Origin of the sequence: Citrobacter sp. XY323 (genome assembly GCF_025106035.1) — a bacterium.
In the GTDB taxonomy this organism is placed as follows: Bacteria; Pseudomonadota; Gammaproteobacteria; order Enterobacterales; family Enterobacteriaceae; genus Citrobacter; species Citrobacter braakii.
The window spans coordinates 20116-36892 of record NZ_JANYUK010000001.1; the positions used below are offsets into that span (position 1 = coordinate 20116).

General features: G+C 52.8%; 15 protein-coding genes and 1 pseudogene. 10 read left to right on the top strand and 6 right to left on the bottom strand.

Translation table 11 applies throughout. The features are described 5' to 3' along the window. Window position 1: 1 nt before the first annotated feature. On the top strand, window positions 2-721 hold the full coding sequence (locus tag N0B36_RS00115; protein ID WP_181634984.1) for an EAL domain-containing protein: 720 nt from the start codon (window positions 2-4) through the stop codon (window positions 719-721). Window positions 722-736: 15 nt separating this feature from the next. Here N0B36_RS00115 and N0B36_RS00120 read toward each other — a convergent pair whose 3' ends face one another. Then, window positions 737-1147, bottom strand: a complete 411-nt coding sequence (locus tag N0B36_RS00120; RefSeq protein WP_016155758.1) for a Spy/CpxP family protein refolding chaperone — start codon at window positions 1145-1147, stop codon at window positions 737-739. Window positions 1148-1324: 177 nt separating this feature from the next. Next, complete coding sequence (locus tag N0B36_RS00125; protein WP_047417078.1) at window positions 1325-2092, bottom strand: amidohydrolase; 768 nt, start codon at window positions 2090-2092, stop codon at window positions 1325-1327. A gap of 173 nt (window positions 2093-2265) precedes the next feature. Between N0B36_RS00125 and ivy the strand changes: the two genes are divergently transcribed. Beyond that, entirely contained in the window at window positions 2266-2712 is a 447-nt protein-coding gene (ivy, locus tag N0B36_RS00130) for an Ivy family C-type lysozyme inhibitor (protein WP_047498493.1), read from the top strand. A gap of 51 nt (window positions 2713-2763) precedes the next feature. Here the strand turns inward: ivy and fadE are convergent, their stop codons facing one another. Beyond that, complete coding sequence (gene fadE / locus N0B36_RS00135) at window positions 2764-5208, bottom strand: acyl-CoA dehydrogenase FadE (RefSeq protein ID WP_049281681.1); 2445 nt, start codon at window positions 5206-5208, stop codon at window positions 2764-2766. Window positions 5209-5447: 239 nt separating this feature from the next. Here fadE and lpcA point away from each other — a divergent pair, with 239 nt between their 5' ends. Both lpcA and N0B36_RS00145 read left to right on the top strand, forming a co-directional pair. Then, entirely contained in the window at window positions 5448-6026 is a 579-nt protein-coding gene (lpcA, locus tag N0B36_RS00140) for a D-sedoheptulose 7-phosphate isomerase (RefSeq protein ID WP_016151815.1), read from the top strand. Between the two features lie 149 nt (window positions 6027-6175). Next, on the top strand, window positions 6176-6943 hold the full coding sequence (locus tag N0B36_RS00145; RefSeq protein WP_016151816.1) for a class II glutamine amidotransferase: 768 nt from the start codon (window positions 6176-6178) through the stop codon (window positions 6941-6943). Here N0B36_RS00145 and dpaA read toward each other — a convergent pair. Next, window positions 6914-7654, bottom strand: a complete 741-nt coding sequence (gene dpaA / locus N0B36_RS00150) for a peptidoglycan meso-diaminopimelic acid protein amidase (RefSeq protein WP_016151817.1) — start codon at window positions 7652-7654, stop codon at window positions 6914-6916. The genes N0B36_RS00145 and dpaA overlap by 30 nt on opposite strands. Before the next feature lie 349 nt (window positions 7655-8003). Here dpaA and N0B36_RS00155 point away from each other — a divergent pair, with 349 nt between their 5' ends. Continuing rightward, window positions 8004-8765, top strand: coding sequence for a C40 family peptidase (locus tag N0B36_RS00155; RefSeq protein WP_049281680.1), 762 nt, complete (start codon window positions 8004-8006; stop codon window positions 8763-8765). 38 nt (window positions 8766-8803) lie between these two features. Here the strand turns inward: N0B36_RS00155 and N0B36_RS00160 are convergent. Next, window positions 8804-10522 (bottom strand): annotated as a pseudogene (locus tag N0B36_RS00160) (flagellar biosynthesis protein FlhA); the annotation flags it as partial. Here N0B36_RS00160 and lafU point away from each other — a divergent pair. From lafU to dinB, 3 genes are all read left to right on the top strand, one after another. Continuing rightward, entirely contained in the window at window positions 10434-11348 is a 915-nt protein-coding gene (gene lafU, locus N0B36_RS00165; protein WP_071600315.1) for a putative lateral flagellar export/assembly protein LafU, read from the top strand. The pseudogene N0B36_RS00160 and the gene lafU sit on opposite strands and share 89 nt — an antisense overlap. Window positions 11349-11403: 55 nt before the next feature. Further along, window positions 11404-12045, top strand: a complete 642-nt coding sequence (locus N0B36_RS00170; protein WP_016151861.1) for a hypothetical protein — start codon at window positions 11404-11406, stop codon at window positions 12043-12045. A 66-nt stretch (window positions 12046-12111) separates the two neighbouring features. Then, window positions 12112-13167, top strand: a complete 1056-nt coding sequence (dinB, locus tag N0B36_RS00175) for a DNA polymerase IV (protein WP_016155765.1) — start codon at window positions 12112-12114, stop codon at window positions 13165-13167. A 53-nt stretch (window positions 13168-13220) separates the two neighbouring features. Here the strand turns inward: dinB and pepD are convergent, their stop codons facing one another. After that, on the bottom strand, window positions 13221-14678 hold the full coding sequence (gene pepD / locus N0B36_RS00180; protein ID WP_016151863.1) for a cytosol nonspecific dipeptidase: 1458 nt from the start codon (window positions 14676-14678) through the stop codon (window positions 13221-13223). Window positions 14679-14939: 261 nt separating this feature from the next. On the opposite strand from pepD, the gene gpt reads away from it, so the two are divergent. Together gpt and frsA are read left to right on the top strand one after the other, a co-directional pair. Then, a complete protein-coding gene (gene gpt / locus N0B36_RS00185) occupies window positions 14940-15398 on the top strand; it encodes a xanthine phosphoribosyltransferase (RefSeq protein WP_003031380.1) in 459 nt (152 codons plus the stop codon). Between the two features lie 98 nt (window positions 15399-15496). After that, on the top strand, window positions 15497-16741 hold the full coding sequence (gene frsA, locus N0B36_RS00190) for an esterase FrsA (RefSeq protein WP_016151865.1): 1245 nt from the start codon (window positions 15497-15499) through the stop codon (window positions 16739-16741). Window positions 16742-16777: the final 36 nt, after the last annotated feature.

Sequence of the window (16777 nt, forward strand, 5' to 3'; positions counted from 1 at the left end):
TATGAACAGATTCAGCGAACAGACCCGCCATGTGCCAGAGCTTCCCCGCAACGCCGAGCTGCTGCGGATCACCGGGATCCGTTTGCAGCGCATCCATTTTTTTGATGATGCATCGCTGGATGTCTGTGAGGTGTTAAGTCAGGTACGCACGCCGCTACCGCTCGATCTTTTTTTCAAGCACCTTTCCATCACCGCAAAACAGCAGCTATTTCTGTGGCAAATGCGGCAGGTACTGGCACTCTCAGGAAGTTATTCGCTGAATTTATCCGTCAGGATGCTGACCTGTCTGTCGTGGATTGCGCAGCTCGCCCGGCAGGCGCATCAGGGGCGGATTGTTATCGAAATACAGGATCCTGGCACCATGATGCGACTGGAAAAGGCAGAACAGCAGGCCGTATGCATTGCCGTTAAAACCCTGGTGCGTCACGGGTTTCGCGTGTGGCTGGATGATGTTTCGCCTGAGCTATTTTTTGTCTGGCGACTGTCTGGCATCCGTTTCGATGCCATCAAAATTGAAAGCGGAATGTTTCATCAGTTCAGGACGTCGGAGTGGCAGTTGAGGGTACTGGTCAATCAATTTCGCGGGCTGGGAGAACGGGTTGTGATCGAGGGGGTGGAAACGCCGCAGGATTACGCCATTTGCCGTATGAGCGGCGCAGATGCTGTGCAGGGATTTTTGTTCGAGCAGGAAGTATTACCGAAAAGCCTGAATCATTGCTGATTCAGGCCATGGTCATTATTCGCTCAGCGTCTGTGCGATATCTTTTTGCACCTGCTGGCGCTGTTCTGGGGTCAGTACTTTGTTCAGGTCGAAATAGTATTTCACGCGGTAATAACGCGCCTGCTGTTCGATATTGCTGAACGCGGAAAGCTGTTTTTTGACGGCGGCTTCATCCCATTTCCCGGACTTGATGACGTCAATCAACGCGCCGTCTTTAACATCCTTCACCGATATCTGGCTAACGTTGGTTTCAAGCTGCTGGTGCAGTTTTTTAATCTGCGCAACCTGGTCAGTGCTCAGTTTAAGGTGCTGAACTACCGGGTCCTGAGCTGGTGCGGGTACATTGGATACGTTTGCTGCAAGCGTGCTAAAAGAAGCGCCAGCCACGGTTGCCGCCAGCAAAGTCATGCGTACGAAGTTCTTCATTTCGGGATCCTGATAAGGGAATTATTAACATTGTCTGTCACTCGCTGGTGACGAGTGATTATCCTTTGCAGAATACGATGCCCGAAGCACGTCGCCACGCGAATTTGTTTTGCGGTTGGTTACGGAGTGAAACAATCCCGCTACGGAAAACGTTGTGCAGCGGGAAGAAGGCGATATCTACAGCGTGAACGGGTCAGCGTCCTGCCAGGCGGGGAATTTCTCGCGGTACTCGCGCAGCGCCGAGAGTGACAGTTCAGCGTCAATGCGCGTAGCCTGATGCGGCTCGGCGGTGGCAATAATCTCCCCTTGCGGATTAATCACCCGGCTGTCACCGCGATAATGATGGCCGTTACCATCAGTACCTACGCGGTTACATCCTGCTACATAAGCCTGGTTCTCAATTGCCCGTGCGGTGAGCAGAACCTGCCAGTGTAGCGAACGCGGCGCCGGCCAGTTGGCGACATACAATGCCAGGTCGTAATCGTTGCGGTTGCGCGACCATACTGGAAAACGCAGGTCATAACAGACCAACGGCAGAATGCGCCAGCCGCGCCATTCAAAAATAACCCGCGCGTCACCCGCCTGATAATGTTGATGTTCATCCGCCATGCGGAACAGATGGCGCTTGTCATAGAAATGGACATTACCTTCGGGTTCGACCAGCAAAAAGCGGTTTACCGGGCCACGTTCAGACAAGAGAGCGGCGCTGCCTGCTATAAGGGCGTTCGTCTGTTGCGCCTTAGTGCGCATCCAACTGACAACCTCTTCCTGCGGCAGCGATTTGCTTGCCGCTTCCATGGCAAATCCGCTGGTAAACATTTCAGGTAACACAATGACATCACGTCCGGTGACGGTTTCCAGTTGGCGGTCGAAATGGCGCAGGTTAGCCGGACCATCCATCCAGACCAAAGATTGTTGCAAGAGAGTAATCTTCAAACCAGACACAGTACCAAACTCCTCGTTGTGGGCTTAAGTTAACTCTAACATCTTATTCGCGGAGTGTGTGGGTGGGGGACATCTTGAAAGGCCATTTTCCAGAAACCGCTGATTTGCATTTATCAGTATCTCCAACCACCATTTACAGGCAGAATAATGCGGGGATCGGCCAAGGAGGAAAAATGCTAAAGATATTAACCACTATCGCTACGATGGTCGTGGCAACAGGTGCAATGGCGCAAAGCGATATTAACCTGAGCACTCTGGCGAAAGATGATGCGACAAAAGCAGCGTACAGCCAAATGGTGGAAGGGAATAAATTGCCCGCATGGATCAATAAAGGGGGAACATCTTCCCCGACGCAGACGGTGAAGCTGGGTGGCGAATCATACCAGGTTCTGAGCGCGTGCAAACCGCATGATTGCAGTGCAGAACGTATTGCGGTGCTGTGGTCAGAAAAGTCACAGCAGATGATGGGGGTGTTCTCAACGGTTGATGAGAAAACCTCACGAGAGAAACTAACGTGGCTGAACGTGAGCGACGAGCTGTCAATCGATGGTAAAACGGTACTGTTCGCTGCGCTGAGCGGGAGCCTGCAAAATCATCCTGATGCGTTTAACTACAACTAATGTGTAAGCAAAAAAGCGGAGCTTCAGCTCCGCTTTTTATTTCGCCGATATTCAGGCCGCTTCGATTTTACGCACTTTCTCTGGCAGCTTTACCGGCTGAGTCGCCAGCGCCTCGGGTTCAAAGTCATCCACGTTGATGCTACGCAGACGGCTCGCTTCGGCTTTCACCAGAATTGCGGCTTCGTCTTTATCAATCAGCCCTTTAGCCAGCGCATTGTGCGCCAGTTCATCCAGGCGGGTAAACGGCAGGTTTTTACCCAGCTCTTTGCAGATCCGCTGGTGGATAGGGTCGGCTGCAATCACATCCAGCAAAGCCTCTTCCAGCAAACCTACCGGGTTATGCTCGCTCGGCGTCAGGTATTGACCGCGGCCAAGGCGAGAACGGGTGGCGCTCGGAACCTGCAGAATCTTCGCGACTTTATGATCCAGCTTGTCAGACGGTGCATGGTAGTGGCGACCGGTAGGGAAGATAACCACATTCAGCAAGCCCGCGACCAGTCGGTTCGGGAAGTTTTTCAGCAGGTCGTCCATCGCCTGTTCCGCTTTGTACAACGCATCCTGAACGCCCCAGTGAACCAACGGCAGGTCTGCTTCATTACGGCCTTCATCGTCATAACGCTTCAGTACCGCAGAGGCCAGATACAGCTGACTTAATACATCGCCCAGACGCGCGGAGATACGTTCACGGCGCTTCAGGCTACCGCCCAGTACGGCCATGGAAACATCTGAAAGCAGTGCCAGGTTAGCGCTCAGACGGTTCAGATGCTGGTAGTAACGTTTGGTCGCATCGCCGGTTGGCGTGCTGCTGGTTAAGCCACGCGTCAGGCCCAGCCAGAAGCTGCGCACTTTGTTACTGCCGACGTGGCCGATGTGTTTGAACAGCAGCTTGTCGAACGCATTCACATCGTTACTCTGTGCCGCAGCCATCTCTTCCAGAACGTACGGATGGCAGCGAATCGCCCCCTGACCGAAGATCATCATGCTCCGGGTCAGAATGTTGGCACCTTCAACGGTAATGGCGATAGGCGCGCCCTGATAAGCACGGGCGAGGAAGTTGCTTTCGCCAAGCATAATGCCTTTACCGCCAGTAATATCCATTGCATCGATGATTGACTGCTGTCCACGGTGGGTACAGTGATACTTCACGATGGCCGACAGCACCGCCGGTTTTTCACCCAGCATAATACCGTAGGTAATCAGCGACGCCGCTGCATCCATCACGTACGCGTTACCCGCAATACGTGCCAACGGCTCTTCAATACCTTCCATCTTACCGATAGAGATTTTGAACTGGCGACGAATGTGCGCATACGCGCCGGTTGCCATTGCGACCGATTTCACGCCGCCCGTCGAGTTAGACGGCAGGGTAATACCGCGTCCCACGGACAGACATTCCACCAGCATGCGCCAGCCCTGACCGGCCATTTTTGGGCCACCGATGATGTAATCAATCGGCACGAAGACATCTTTGCCCAGCGTCGGACCGTTCTGGAACGGCACGTTCAGCGGGAAGTGTCGACGCCCAATTTGTACGCCTGGGGTTGACGTTGGGATCAGCGCACAGGTAATGCCAAGATCTTCTTCACCACCCAGCAGTTTTTCCGGGTCGGAGAGTTTAAATGCCAGACCCAGTACGGTAGCGATAGGCGCCAGCGTGATATAACGCTTATTCCAGGTCAGGCGCATACCCAGCACCTGCTGGCCCTGCCAGTCGCCCATACAAACCACGCCGGTATCAGGGATCGCGCCTGCATCGGAACCCGCTTCCGGGCTGGTCAGAGCAAAGCAGGGGATCTCCTGACCACGTGCCAGACGCGGCAGGTAATGATTCTTCTGCTCTTCGGTGCCGTAATGCTGCAGCAGTTCGCCAGGGCCTAAGGAGTTAGGTACGCCAACGGTGATCGCCAGGATCCCGGAAACGCCGGAGAGTTTCTGCAGAACGCGAGCCTGAGCATACGCGGAGAATTCCAGCCCGCCGTACTCTTTCTTAATGATCATCGCGAAGAAGCGGTGTTCTTTCAGATACGCCCACAGTTCCGGCGGCAGATCCGCGAGTTCATGGGTGATCTGGAAGTCGTTCGCCATGCGGCAGGCTTCTTCCACCGGACCGTCAATAAACGCTTGTTCTTCAGCTGTCAGATGCGGCTGAGGATAGTTATGCAGTTTTTTCCAGTCTGGCTTGCCCTGGAACAGGTCGCCTTCCCACCAGGTTGTACCGGCATCAATCGCCTCTTTCTCAGTACGCGACATCGGCGGCATGACTTTACGGAAACCGCGGAACACTGGCGCAGAGATCATGGATTTGCGCATTGGCGTAAAGTTAAACGGTACGAGGAGAATGGCCAGAGGAACCAGCAGCCAGATTGACCACAGGCCAACCACGCCAAGCGCAGCTGTCCAGGCGAGCAAAATTAAGCTGCTGAGGAATAAGCTCACGCGGTGATAAAACAGAACGCTGAGCAGAACAACCGTAGCGATAATACTCAAAATCATCATAACGAAAAGCTCCCTTGCTTGTAGGAGGTCTGACCACTTGTGATGATATGGTTGTAGTGGATGTAAATTCTTTTAGCAATGTGTTTACAAAATAATTACAACAAAGCTCACATTGTTGCTGTTTTAACCGGCACAAAAAATCAAAAGCCGCAGCCATTCCTGTGGCTTGTACTTCTCGCTGGTAGCGCTATCCGGTACACTGCATCTTGTCATTTACATTCATGCTGAAGGATATCCTCATGTACCAGGATCTTATTCGTAACGAACTGAGCGAAGCGGCGGAAACGCTGGCTAATTTTCTTAAAGATGACGCCAATATTCACGCCATTCAGCGCGCGGCGGTCCTGTTGGCAGACAGCTTTAAAGCTGGCGGTAAGGTACTTTCTTGCGGTAACGGCGGTTCCCATTGCGACGCGATGCACTTCGCCGAAGAGCTGACCGGACGTTATCGCGAAAACCGCCCTGGCTACCCGGCGATCGCTATTTCTGATGTCAGCCATATCTCCTGCGTCAGCAACGATTTCGGTTACGATTATGTCTTCTCCCGCTACGTTGAAGCCGTGGGTCGCGAAGGCGATGTCCTGTTAGGCATCTCTACTTCGGGTAACTCCGGTAACGTGATTAAAGCGATTGCCGCAGCGCGTGAGAAAGGGATGAAAGTCATCACCCTGACCGGTAAAGATGGCGGCAAAATGGCGGGTAGTGCGGATATCGAAATTCGCGTGCCGCACTTTGGCTATGCTGACCGTATTCAGGAAATTCATATCAAAGTGATCCATATCCTGATCCAGTTGATCGAAAAAGAGATGGTGAAGTAAGAAGGCTATTTTATTTGCCATTTTGAATCCGGGCAGTGCCCGAAATCCTCACGTACTACGTGTACGCTCCGGTTTCTGCGCGCTGTCCGAATCTAAACTGGCTGCAACAATTACGCCTTCCCGCTTAAAGGCGTTTGTGGAGGTGATGTATGTGCGAACTGCTCGGGATGAGCGCCAATGTGCCAACCGATATCTGCTTTAGCTTCACCGGGCTGGTTCAGCGCGGCGGAGGTACCGGGCCGCACAAAGACGGCTGGGGTATTACGTTTTATGAAGGTAAGGGCTGCCGTACGTTTAAAGATCCGCAACCCAGCTTTAATTCGCCTATCGCCAAACTGGTACAAGACTATCCCATCAAATCCTGTTCCGTGATTGCCCATATTCGTCAGGCGAATCGTGGCGAAGTGGCATTGGAAAATACCCATCCATTTACGCGTGAACTGTGGGGACGTAACTGGACGTACGCTCATAACGGACAGCTCAGCGGCTATAAATCGCTGGAAACCGGTAATTTCCGCCCGGTTGGGGAAACCGACAGCGAAAAAGCTTTCTGCTGGCTGCTCCACAAGCTAACTGAACGGTATCCGCGTACGCCTGGCAATATGACGGCAGTGTTTAAATATATCGCGATGCTGGCAGGAGAATTGCGTGAGAAGGGCGTCTTCAACATGCTGTTGTCTGACGGGCGTTATGTGATGGCTTTCTGCTCGACCAACCTGTTTTGGATCACCCGTCGTGCGCCGTTTGGCGTGGCGACACTGCTGGATCAGGATGTGGAAATCGATTTTAGCTCAGAGACCACACCCAATGATGTGGTCACCGTGATTGCCACTCAGCCGCTAACCGGCAATGAAACCTGGCAAAAGATTATGCCAGGCGAGTGGGCGTTATTTTGTCTCGGGGAGCGTATAGTTTGATGCCAGTTGCGGCTGAACCACTTCGTGACTCAACGGCTTGCTGATAACGTAACGGCCATCGACGACGGAAACGGTCGGTGGCTTACGCGTTTGTTCAAAGTAATCGTAGCCAGGCTTTAGCTGCGCCCAGAATTCTTTGTAATACGAGAACTTATGGCGCTGCATGTTGGCATCGGTCATGCGGAATGGATAAATGCTAACCTGCACGCTGGACTGCCCAAACACCAGTGCGCCGGTGACAAACTGGAAAATCTCATCAATGCCGTTGTCGGTCATTGCGTAGCAGCCAACGGAAACGCAGGCACCGTGGATCATCAAGTATTTACCTTCATAACCGTGTGCGCGGTCGTAGGCGTTAGGGAAACCAATGTTAATCGCTTTATAAAAGCGGCTATCCGGTTTCAGCTGCCCGCGCTGTACGCTGTAAAACCCTTCCGGGCTTTTGAAATCGCCCTGACGCTGTTTCGGACCTAAGCCGCCGGAATAATTGCAGATCTTATAGCTGTCGAGCAATTGATACTGTTCGCCCATCTTGACGTACAGATCCAGCGTTCGCTCTTCTTTGAAGATCTGGATATAGACGGGGGAGCCCATTAATTGCTGCTTATATTCTTTGCTGACAGGCGTAGTCGGGCTGCTGCTGCTCAGCAAACCGGCAAATGAAACGCACGGCAATAAAAGCATCGCAAGAAAAAATGCGATTTTACGCATACTGCTTATTCCTTGATAAAACGATTACACACGCCAGGACGGCAAAAAGAGTTCCCAAATCGGATAAATCTGGATCTGGAGCGCTCACATTATCACCCAGAGAGTTTTTCGCAAGTCTCTCGTGCGGCGTTTACACTTTAGATTTTCTTTATACGGAAAATTGTGCTTAAAGGCAGTCAGACACTGACGTATTTTGCGGGTTAGCGCACGTCATTAAGTCTTCTGAGTGCAGAATTCCTAATATATTGAATTTAAAAAATTAATAATTTAATAATCGAATATTAAAATGGAATGCCCGGCAATAGCGGTAGACTGCGGCGAACGTGTTTGATTAGGTAGTGTTGTTTTCATGTCTTTTGTCTCTGCGCCCCGACGCTTTTTGCCGGGTCTGCTGTCTTTGTGTGTTGTGTTGTCCTCGCCGTCTGTCGCCAAAGTTCAGCCCCTCTTATCTGACGCCCATTTAAGCTATGCGGCGCAATTACGCATGCGTAACCGCGCCCGGCTGCTGAAGCAGTACCACGCGCAGGTAAAAAAGCAGGCAAGTTATGTGGTAGAAGGTAATGCGCAAAGTAAAAGCGCGCTGCGCCAGCAAAACAGGACGCTGATTAAACAGCACCCGGAGTGGTTCCCGGGGCCACTAAAAGCGAGCGATCAGCGCTGGCAGGAGCTGGTTGAGAATGACCATTTTCTCAGTAGCGATCATCTGCACAACATAACCGAAGTGGCAATCCACCGTCTTGAGCAGCAGTTAGGTAAACCCTATTTGTGGGGCGGGACCAGCCCGGAACAAGGCTTTGACTGTAGCGGGCTGATCTTTTATGCCTACAACAAAATTCTGGCAGCAAAATTGCCACGTACGGCGAATGAAATGTATCACTATCGGCGGGCGACCATCGTCGCTAATCGCGACCTTCGTCGTGGTGATTTATTGTTCTTTCATATTCACAGTCGGGATATTGCCGATCATATGGGCGTCTATTTGGGGCAGGGACAATTTATTGAATCGCCGCGTACGGGAGAAACGATTCGGGTGAGCAATTTATCCGATGACTTCTGGCAGGATCATTATCTCGGCGCTCGTCGTATTCTGACGGAAAATACCATTCTGTAATCAAAAAGGCGGTGCGAATGGCACCGCCTCGTCAGGGGTTAACTCAACGCCCCCATAATCTTTAATTCCAGCTCATCCGGAACTTCGTTATATGACAACACCTGTAAGCCTGGTGCAAACAGGCGCGCATAGCGCGCAAGCAGAGGACGTAGCTGCGGTGCGACCAGCAGTACCGGCTCTTTACCCGCGGCTTTCATCTGTTCTTTAATCTGCGGCATATTGGTCTGGAACTGATTCAACATATTAGGATCGACCGGTACGCTATCGAGCACCACTTTGCCGCTTTGCTGAGCCTGATTCACTACATTAGCCAGCAGATTCTCCAGCTCATTATTCAGCGTGTAGACCGCCAGCTCATCTTTGCGCACAAACGGATGGGTAATGCTGCGACGGAGCGCCAGACGCACATCTGCCGTCAACAGAATATGATCTTTAGTGACGGCGCTACTGGCGACCAGTACGGTGGCAATGGTAACGATATCGCGCAGCGGTACGCCTTCGACCAGCAGCGCCCGATAAACCTTCAAGAGCTGGCTGTAATTCAGCGCCGCGCTCAGATCTTCCGCCAGACGGGGGGCCATCGAAGAGAGGCGGTTATGCAGTTGGGTAATATCATCGTAGTTAAACAGGTCGGGAATAAAGTTGCGAATGACCTTATTCACATGCGTCGCAATGACGCTGGCACTATCAATGACCTGATACCCCATATTTAGCGCTTTGGCTTTTTGCGCCGGTACAATCCACGTCACCGGCATACCATAGGCCGGATCGTGGCCTAAAACACCATCGATCTCGCCATACGTTTCACTGGAGGGCAGCGCCATCAACTTATCTGAGGGAATATCGGCCTCATCAGCCTTGATCCCATTGATAAAAATGGCGTACTGGGTCGGTTTTAGACGGAAGTTTTCGCGGATGCGAATTTCCGGGAGCAGCACGCCGTTAGTGTCTGAGATAACCTGCCGTACACCGCGAATACGTTGAGTGAGCGGATTCCCTTTGGATTTGTCTACCAGCGATACCAGCTTGTACCCCAGGCTCAGGCTGATTGGCTCGATCAAAGGAATAGTTTCCCAACTGACCTGTTGCTCGGTGGTTTCAACGATGGTTTTGGTCAGCGTCTCAAGATTTTTCTCTTCAGTTTCAGCCACCTTCGGGCGCTTGCTCATACGCCAGGCGGTGAAACCCATCAGGGCGCTGAACACCAGGAACGGGAAGTGCGGCATTCCCGGTACCACCGCCAGTACAAACATAATGCTGGTGGCGGTATAGAGTACGGAGGGGCTGGCCAGCAACTGGCTACGCACGTCTGTGGCGATATCACCGCTGTCGCTCACGCGTGTAACGATAATCGCCGCCGCCGTCGACAGCAGCAGAGACGGGATCTGGGCGACCAGACCGTCGCCGATGGTCATCAGTACGTATTGCTGGAAGGCGGCTTCGGCGCTTAAATCGTATTTAAAAATACCGATACAGACGCCGCCTATCAGGTTGATGGCCAGGATCATCATCCCGGCGATGGCATCACCGCGCACGAACTTCGACGCACCGTCCATTGCGCCATAGAAATCCGCTTCGCCCGCCACATCTTTACGTCGCGCCTGCGCCTGGGCCTGATTAATCAGGCCTGCGTTCAGATCGGCATCGATCGCCATCTGCTTCCCGGGCATGGCGTCCAGCGTAAAGCGGGCCGAAACCTCGGAGATACGCTCGGCACCCTTGGTAACCACGATAAAGTTGATTGTGAACAGCGTCAGTAAAGCTGACCGCGAAAATATCGTGGCGGCGCTGCATGGTCAGTCAATCTTTAACGGTGGCGGTATGGCGCCGTTAAATAAGCTGGGCAAGCAGCCGATAGCGCCGGGAGCGCAGAAGAAAAACGTCACGCGCAACAAACTCGATAAAACCGTCAACCCGCAGGAGACGGCAAAAATTACGGAAGAGAACGCGAAAAAGGCGCTGGATGTGAATGAAAAAGCGGTGCTGCTGAAACAAAAATCAGCCCGCGAATTGGGCGAACTGGCGACCGACATTAACGTTATCGCCCGCAATGCGCATATGGAAACTAACCTGGAGATGGAGATTGTTCCTCAGGGGCTGCGCGTACTGATTAAAGATGACCAGAATCGCAATATGTTTGAGCGCGGTAGCGCCAGGATTATGCCGTTCTTTAAATCGCTGCTGGTTGAACTGACTCCCGTGTTTGACTCGCTGGATAATAAGATAATCATCACCGGGCATACAGACGCGATGAGCTATAAGAGTAACATTTACAACAACTGGAACCTCTCCGGCGACCGCGCTTTGTCGGCGCGACGCGTGCTGGAGGATGCCGGAATGCCGCAGAATAAAGTCATGCAGGTCAGCGCGATGGCGGACCAAATGCTGCTGGATGCGAAAAACCCGGAAAGTGCCGGGAACCGTCGCATTGAGATCATGGTGCTGACGCAAAGCGCTTCCGATACGTTGTATCAATATTTTGGCCAGCAGGGAGAGAAGGTTGTGCAACCGCTGGTGGATAAGCTGGACAAGCAAAAGCAGGTGACTTCTTTACGTCAGCAATCTGCTCCCGTCACTCATTAATTCTGTTCCCGTCCCCCACGCAATGTGGGGGCAATTTATTCCTCAGGAAGGCAATGTGATAGATGTAACCCATATTATTCCATTGGAGATTCATACTGATAACGTCACCGATGTAGCCTGTCAGGGGGCGCATTTCGACAAGGTCTCAGGTATCTGGTACACCGAACCCCACGAGCTAAACGGGGCGCTTCGTGACTATGTCTACGACACCGACAATTTTAATATTGTCGCGCCGTACTATCTGGTGATTACCTCGAAGATGCACTGCTGGAGCTGCCACCAAATTACCCGCATCCATGGCGTGATGTTTACCCGCTTTATTAAGAAAAATCAGGATGGTCAGGGCTGGCAGTCGGTCAGGCGTAACAGCTTTTTGTTCCACATTAATTCTCTGCCTGAAGAGATAAAAAAGAACATCAAAGCCAGCAATTACTACCTCGATAAAAGTAAAACCACCGGGCTACGTTACTGGATGAATCACTGTGAAATTTGTGGTGAACGTCTGGGCGACTACGAGCTTTTCTGCGTTGAAAATGATGCCTTCCGCCTGATGACAATCGAAAAACTGCTGCGGGCAAATGTTCGCAAAGTGAATAAACTGTTTGTCAGCACGGCGGGGAATCCCGCAGAACACACGAAAAAGGATATTGTGCGTTACCTGTGCGATGCCCGCTTCGTCATGAATGGTCCGGCGTAAGGAATAATCATACTTCTCACACTATAAAAATACTGTATACTTAAACAGTGTTGTGGGAGGCGAGTAATGCGCAAAATCATACATGTTGATATGGACTGCTTTTTCGCAGCGGTGGAAATGCGCGATAACCCCGCTCTGCGTGACATTCCCATTGCCATCGGCGGCAGCCGGGAGCGCCGGGGGGTTATCAGTACAGCCAATTACCCGGCGCGCAAATTTGGCGTGCGTAGCGCGATGCCAACGGGAATGGCTTTAAAGCTATGCCCGCATCTTACCTTATTACCCGGTCGCTACGAGGCCTACAAAGAAGCCTCCCGCCAGATTCAGGCGATTTTCTCCCGCTATACCTCGCTGATTGAACCCCTGTCGCTGGATGAAGCCTATCTGGATGTAACCGACAGCACCCACTGCCACGGTTCTGCCACGCTGATCGCCCAGGAGATCCGCCAGACGATTTTTAACGAGCTGCAGCTAACCGCTTCTGCCGGGATTGCGCCGGTTAAATTTCTGGCAAAAATAGCCTCCGATCTCAACAAGCCCAACGGGCAATATGTGATTACCCCTGCCGATGTTCCTGAATTTCTCAAAACGTTACCGCTCGGCAAAATTCCCGGCGTCGGCAAAGTCTCCGCCGCGAAGCTGGAATCAATGGGATTGCGTACCTGCGAGGATGTTCAAAAATACGACCTGGCAATGCTGCTCAAACGTTTTGGTAAGTTTGGTCGCGTGCTGTGGGAGCGAAGCCAGGGCATTGACGAGCGGGACGTTAACAACGACAGACTGCGCAAATCCGTCGGCGTGGAGCGCACGCTGGCGGAAGATATTCATGAGTGGTCAGAGTGTGAGGCGATTATTGAGCGGCTTTATCCCGAACTGGAACGGCGTCTGGCCAAGGTAAAGCCGGATCTCCTTATCGCTCGCCAGGGGATAAAACTCAAGTTTAATGATTTTCAGCAGACCACGCAGGAGCACGTCTGGCCGCGCTTAAATAAAGATGACTTAATTGCGACGGCGCGTAAAACCTGGGAAGAACGTCGGGGAGGGCGAGGCGTGAGGCTGGTGGGATTACACGTCACGCTGCTGGATCCCCAACTGGAAAGACAGCTGCTGTTGGGGCTGTGACTCAGATGGATTGCCGGATAAGCGCAGCGCTATCCGGCATTTAGCGCAGGATCTTACTTCGCCGGAATCGACTTCAGCAGTTCAGTCAGCAGCGTCCAGTAGTGACCAACGCTTTCGATATGAACCTGTTCATCCGGGGAGTGCGGACCGGTGATGGTTGGCCCGATGGAAACCATGTCCATTTCCGGATACGGTTTCTTGAACAGGCCACATTCCAGACCGGCGTGAATGATCTGGATGTTTGGCGTTTTGTTGAACAGACGCTGGTAGGTTTCGCGAACCAGGTGCATAACCGGAGAGTTAGCATCCGGTTGCCAGCCAGGGTATCCGCCTTTGGCCTGGGTTTTCGCGCCAGCCAGTTTACCCAGTGAATCCAGCATGCTCACCACGTAGTCTTTACCGCTGTCGATCAGGGAACGGATCAGGCAGTGAATTTCAACGTTGTCGTCAGTCATGGTTACAACGCCGACGTTCAGGGAGGTTTCTACCACGCCTTTGGCTACGTCGGAATTGCGGATAACACCGTTCGGGGTGGCGTTCAGCAGACGTACGAAGCTGTCGCGAGACTGAGTGGTCAGCGCGGCTTTGTCGTGAGTCACGGCATCCAGCAGCAGAGCCAGGTTCTTCTCTTTGGCTTCCAGTTCGTTTTTCAGGATTTCCTGGTAGGTGTTGACCAGCGCTTTTAACGCATCAACTTTATCTGCCGCCACGGCGAGGGTGGCAAAGGCTTCACGCGGAATTGCGTTGCGCAGCGTACCGCCGTTGAAATCAACCAGACGCAGATCCAGCTCTTCAGCGTGACCCGCCAGGAAGCGTACCAGCAGCTTGTTAGCGTTACCGAGACCAACGTGGATTTCGCCACCGGAGTGACCGCCTTTCAGGCCTTTCAACGTCAGCTTAAAGCTCTGGAAGCCAGCCGGGATTGCTTCACGGGACAGCGGCAGGTTAGAGGTAAAGTCGATACCGCCTGCGCAACCCATATAGATCTCACCTTCTTCTTCAGAGTCGGTGTTGATCAGGATATCTGCCTGCAGCCAGTTAGCCTGCAGACCAAACGCGCCATCCATACCTGCTTCTTCGGTCATGGTCAGCAGCACTTCGAGCGGACCGTGCACCACGTTGTCATCAGCCAGAACGGCCAGTGCGGACGCCATGCCGATGCCGTTATCCGCACCCAGCGTGGTGCCACGGGCTTTTACCCATTCGCCGTCAATATAAGGCTGGATAGGATCTTTAGTGAAGTCGTGCACGGTGTCGTTATTTTTCTGCGGGACCATATCCAGGTGCGCTTGCAGAACGACCGGCTTGCGGTTTTCCATTCCTGCGGTAGCGGGTTTGCGAATCAGGATATTACCGACCTGATCGCGCTCGACGTGGAAACCTTTCTCTTGGGCCCAGCTCAGAATGTGTTCAGCGAGCTGCTCTTCATGGTAGGACGGATGAGGAATAGAACAGATTTTGGCAAAAATATCCCACAGCGGTTGCGGGGATAACTGAGACAGTTCAGACACGTTGAGTCTCCTTGGCGATGTCCTACAAAACTTGCTTGCAGGCCACAGGGTTAGCAGAATTAAAAACATCACAAGTCAGGCTTGCGCGATGCGATTGAGAATACCACTTTCTCCGCTGACGGCTAGCATAAAGCATGCAAAAAGAGGCGCGGATTCCGCGAAACACTGGTTTTTAGTGCGTCAGATCTCTATAATCTCGCGCAACCTATTTCCCCCTCGAACACTTTTTAAGCCGTAGATAAACAGGCTGGGACACTTCACATGAGCGAAAAATACGTCGTCACCTGGGACATGTTGCAGATCCATGCACGTAAACTGGCAAGCCGCCTGATGCCTTCTGAACAATGGAAAGGCATTATTGCCGTTAGCCGTGGTGGTCTGGTGCCGGGCGCATTGCTGGCGCGTGAATTGGGTATTCGTCATGTCGATACCGTATGCATCTCCAGCTACGATCACGACAACCAGCGCGAACTGAAAGTGCTGAAGCGTGCCGAAGGCGACGGTGAAGGTTTCATCGTAATCGATGACCTGGTTGACACCGGTGGTACCGCCGTAGCGATCCGCGAAATGTACCCTAAAGCGCATTTCGTCACTATTTTCGCTAAGCCGGCAGGTCGCCCGCTGGTGAATGATTATGTTGTTGATATCCCTCAGGATACATGGATTGAGCAGCCGTGGGATATGGGCGTAGTGTTCGTTCCGCCGATCTCGGGTCGCTAATCTAAAAAGTTTTCAACGCCCGCACTGTCGGGCGTTGTTCTTTTTGTGCTGTGTCAGGTTACACTATGCCTTAGTGAGTACTCATGGAGGCTGCAATCATGTCACAGGCTAACCTCAGCGAAGTCCTGTTTAAACCCCGCTTCAAACACCCTGAAACGTCAACGCTGGTTCGTCGTTTTAATCACGGCGCGCAGCCGTCCGTACAATCGACCCTGGATGGCAAAACCATCCCGCACTGGTACCGCATGGTGAACCGCCTGATGTGGATCTGGCGTGGCGTCGATCCGCGCGAAATCCTCGAAGTGCAGGCACGTATCGTCATGAGCGAAGCCGAACGCACCGATAAAGAGCTTTACGACACGGTTATCGGCTATCGCGGCGGAAACTGGATTTACGAGTGGGCGAAGCAGGCGATGGACTGGCAACAGAAAGCCTCTATGGAAGAGGATCCGCAGGTGAGCGGACGCCACTGGCTGCATGCTTCCACGCTCTACAACATCGCTGCTTATCCGCACTTAAAAGGCGATGAGCTGGCAGAGCAGGCGCAGGCTCTGGCCAATCGCGCCTATGAAGAGGCCGCACAGCGTCTGCCGGGCACGCTGCGTGAGATGGAATTTGCCGTTACCGGCGGCGCGCCGATTACCGGCTTCCTGCATATGCCAAAAGGCGACGGTCCGTTCCCGACGGTGCTGATGTGCGGTGGCCTCGATTCCATGCAAACGGATTATTACACTCTGTATGAGCGCTACTTTGCCCCGCGCGGTATTGCCATGCTGACGCTGGATATGCCGTCGGTTGGGTTCTCGTCAAAATGGAAACTGACCCAGGACTCCAGCCTGCTGCACCAGCACGTATTAAAAGCGCTGCCGAATGTTCCGTGGGTGGATCACACCCGTGTGGCGGCCTTCGGCTTCCGTTTTGGCGCCAACGTGGCGGTACGCCTGGCGTATCTGGAAGCATCACGTCTGAAGGCGGTGGCCTGTTTAGGGCCGGTGGTTCATGCGCTGCTTAGCGACCCGCAGCGCCAGGCAAGCGTCCCGGAAATGTACCTTGACGTTCTGGCCAGTCGTTTGGGAATGCACGACGCATCTGATGAAGCGTTGCGCGTTGAGCTTAATCGCTATTCATTAAAAGTGCAGGGCCTGCTGGGCCGACGCTGCCCGACGCCAATGCTGTCGGGGTTCTGGAAAAACGATCCGTTTAGCCCGGAAGAGGAGTCGCGTTTAATCACATCTTCATCTTCTGACGGTAAGCTGCTGGAGATTCCATTCAACCCGGTGTATCGCAATTTTGACAAAGGGCTGCAGGAAATAACCGGTTGGATCAATCAGAGATTGTGTTAAAAGTTTGCTAAATTTTATCGATTTGGTAAAACAGGT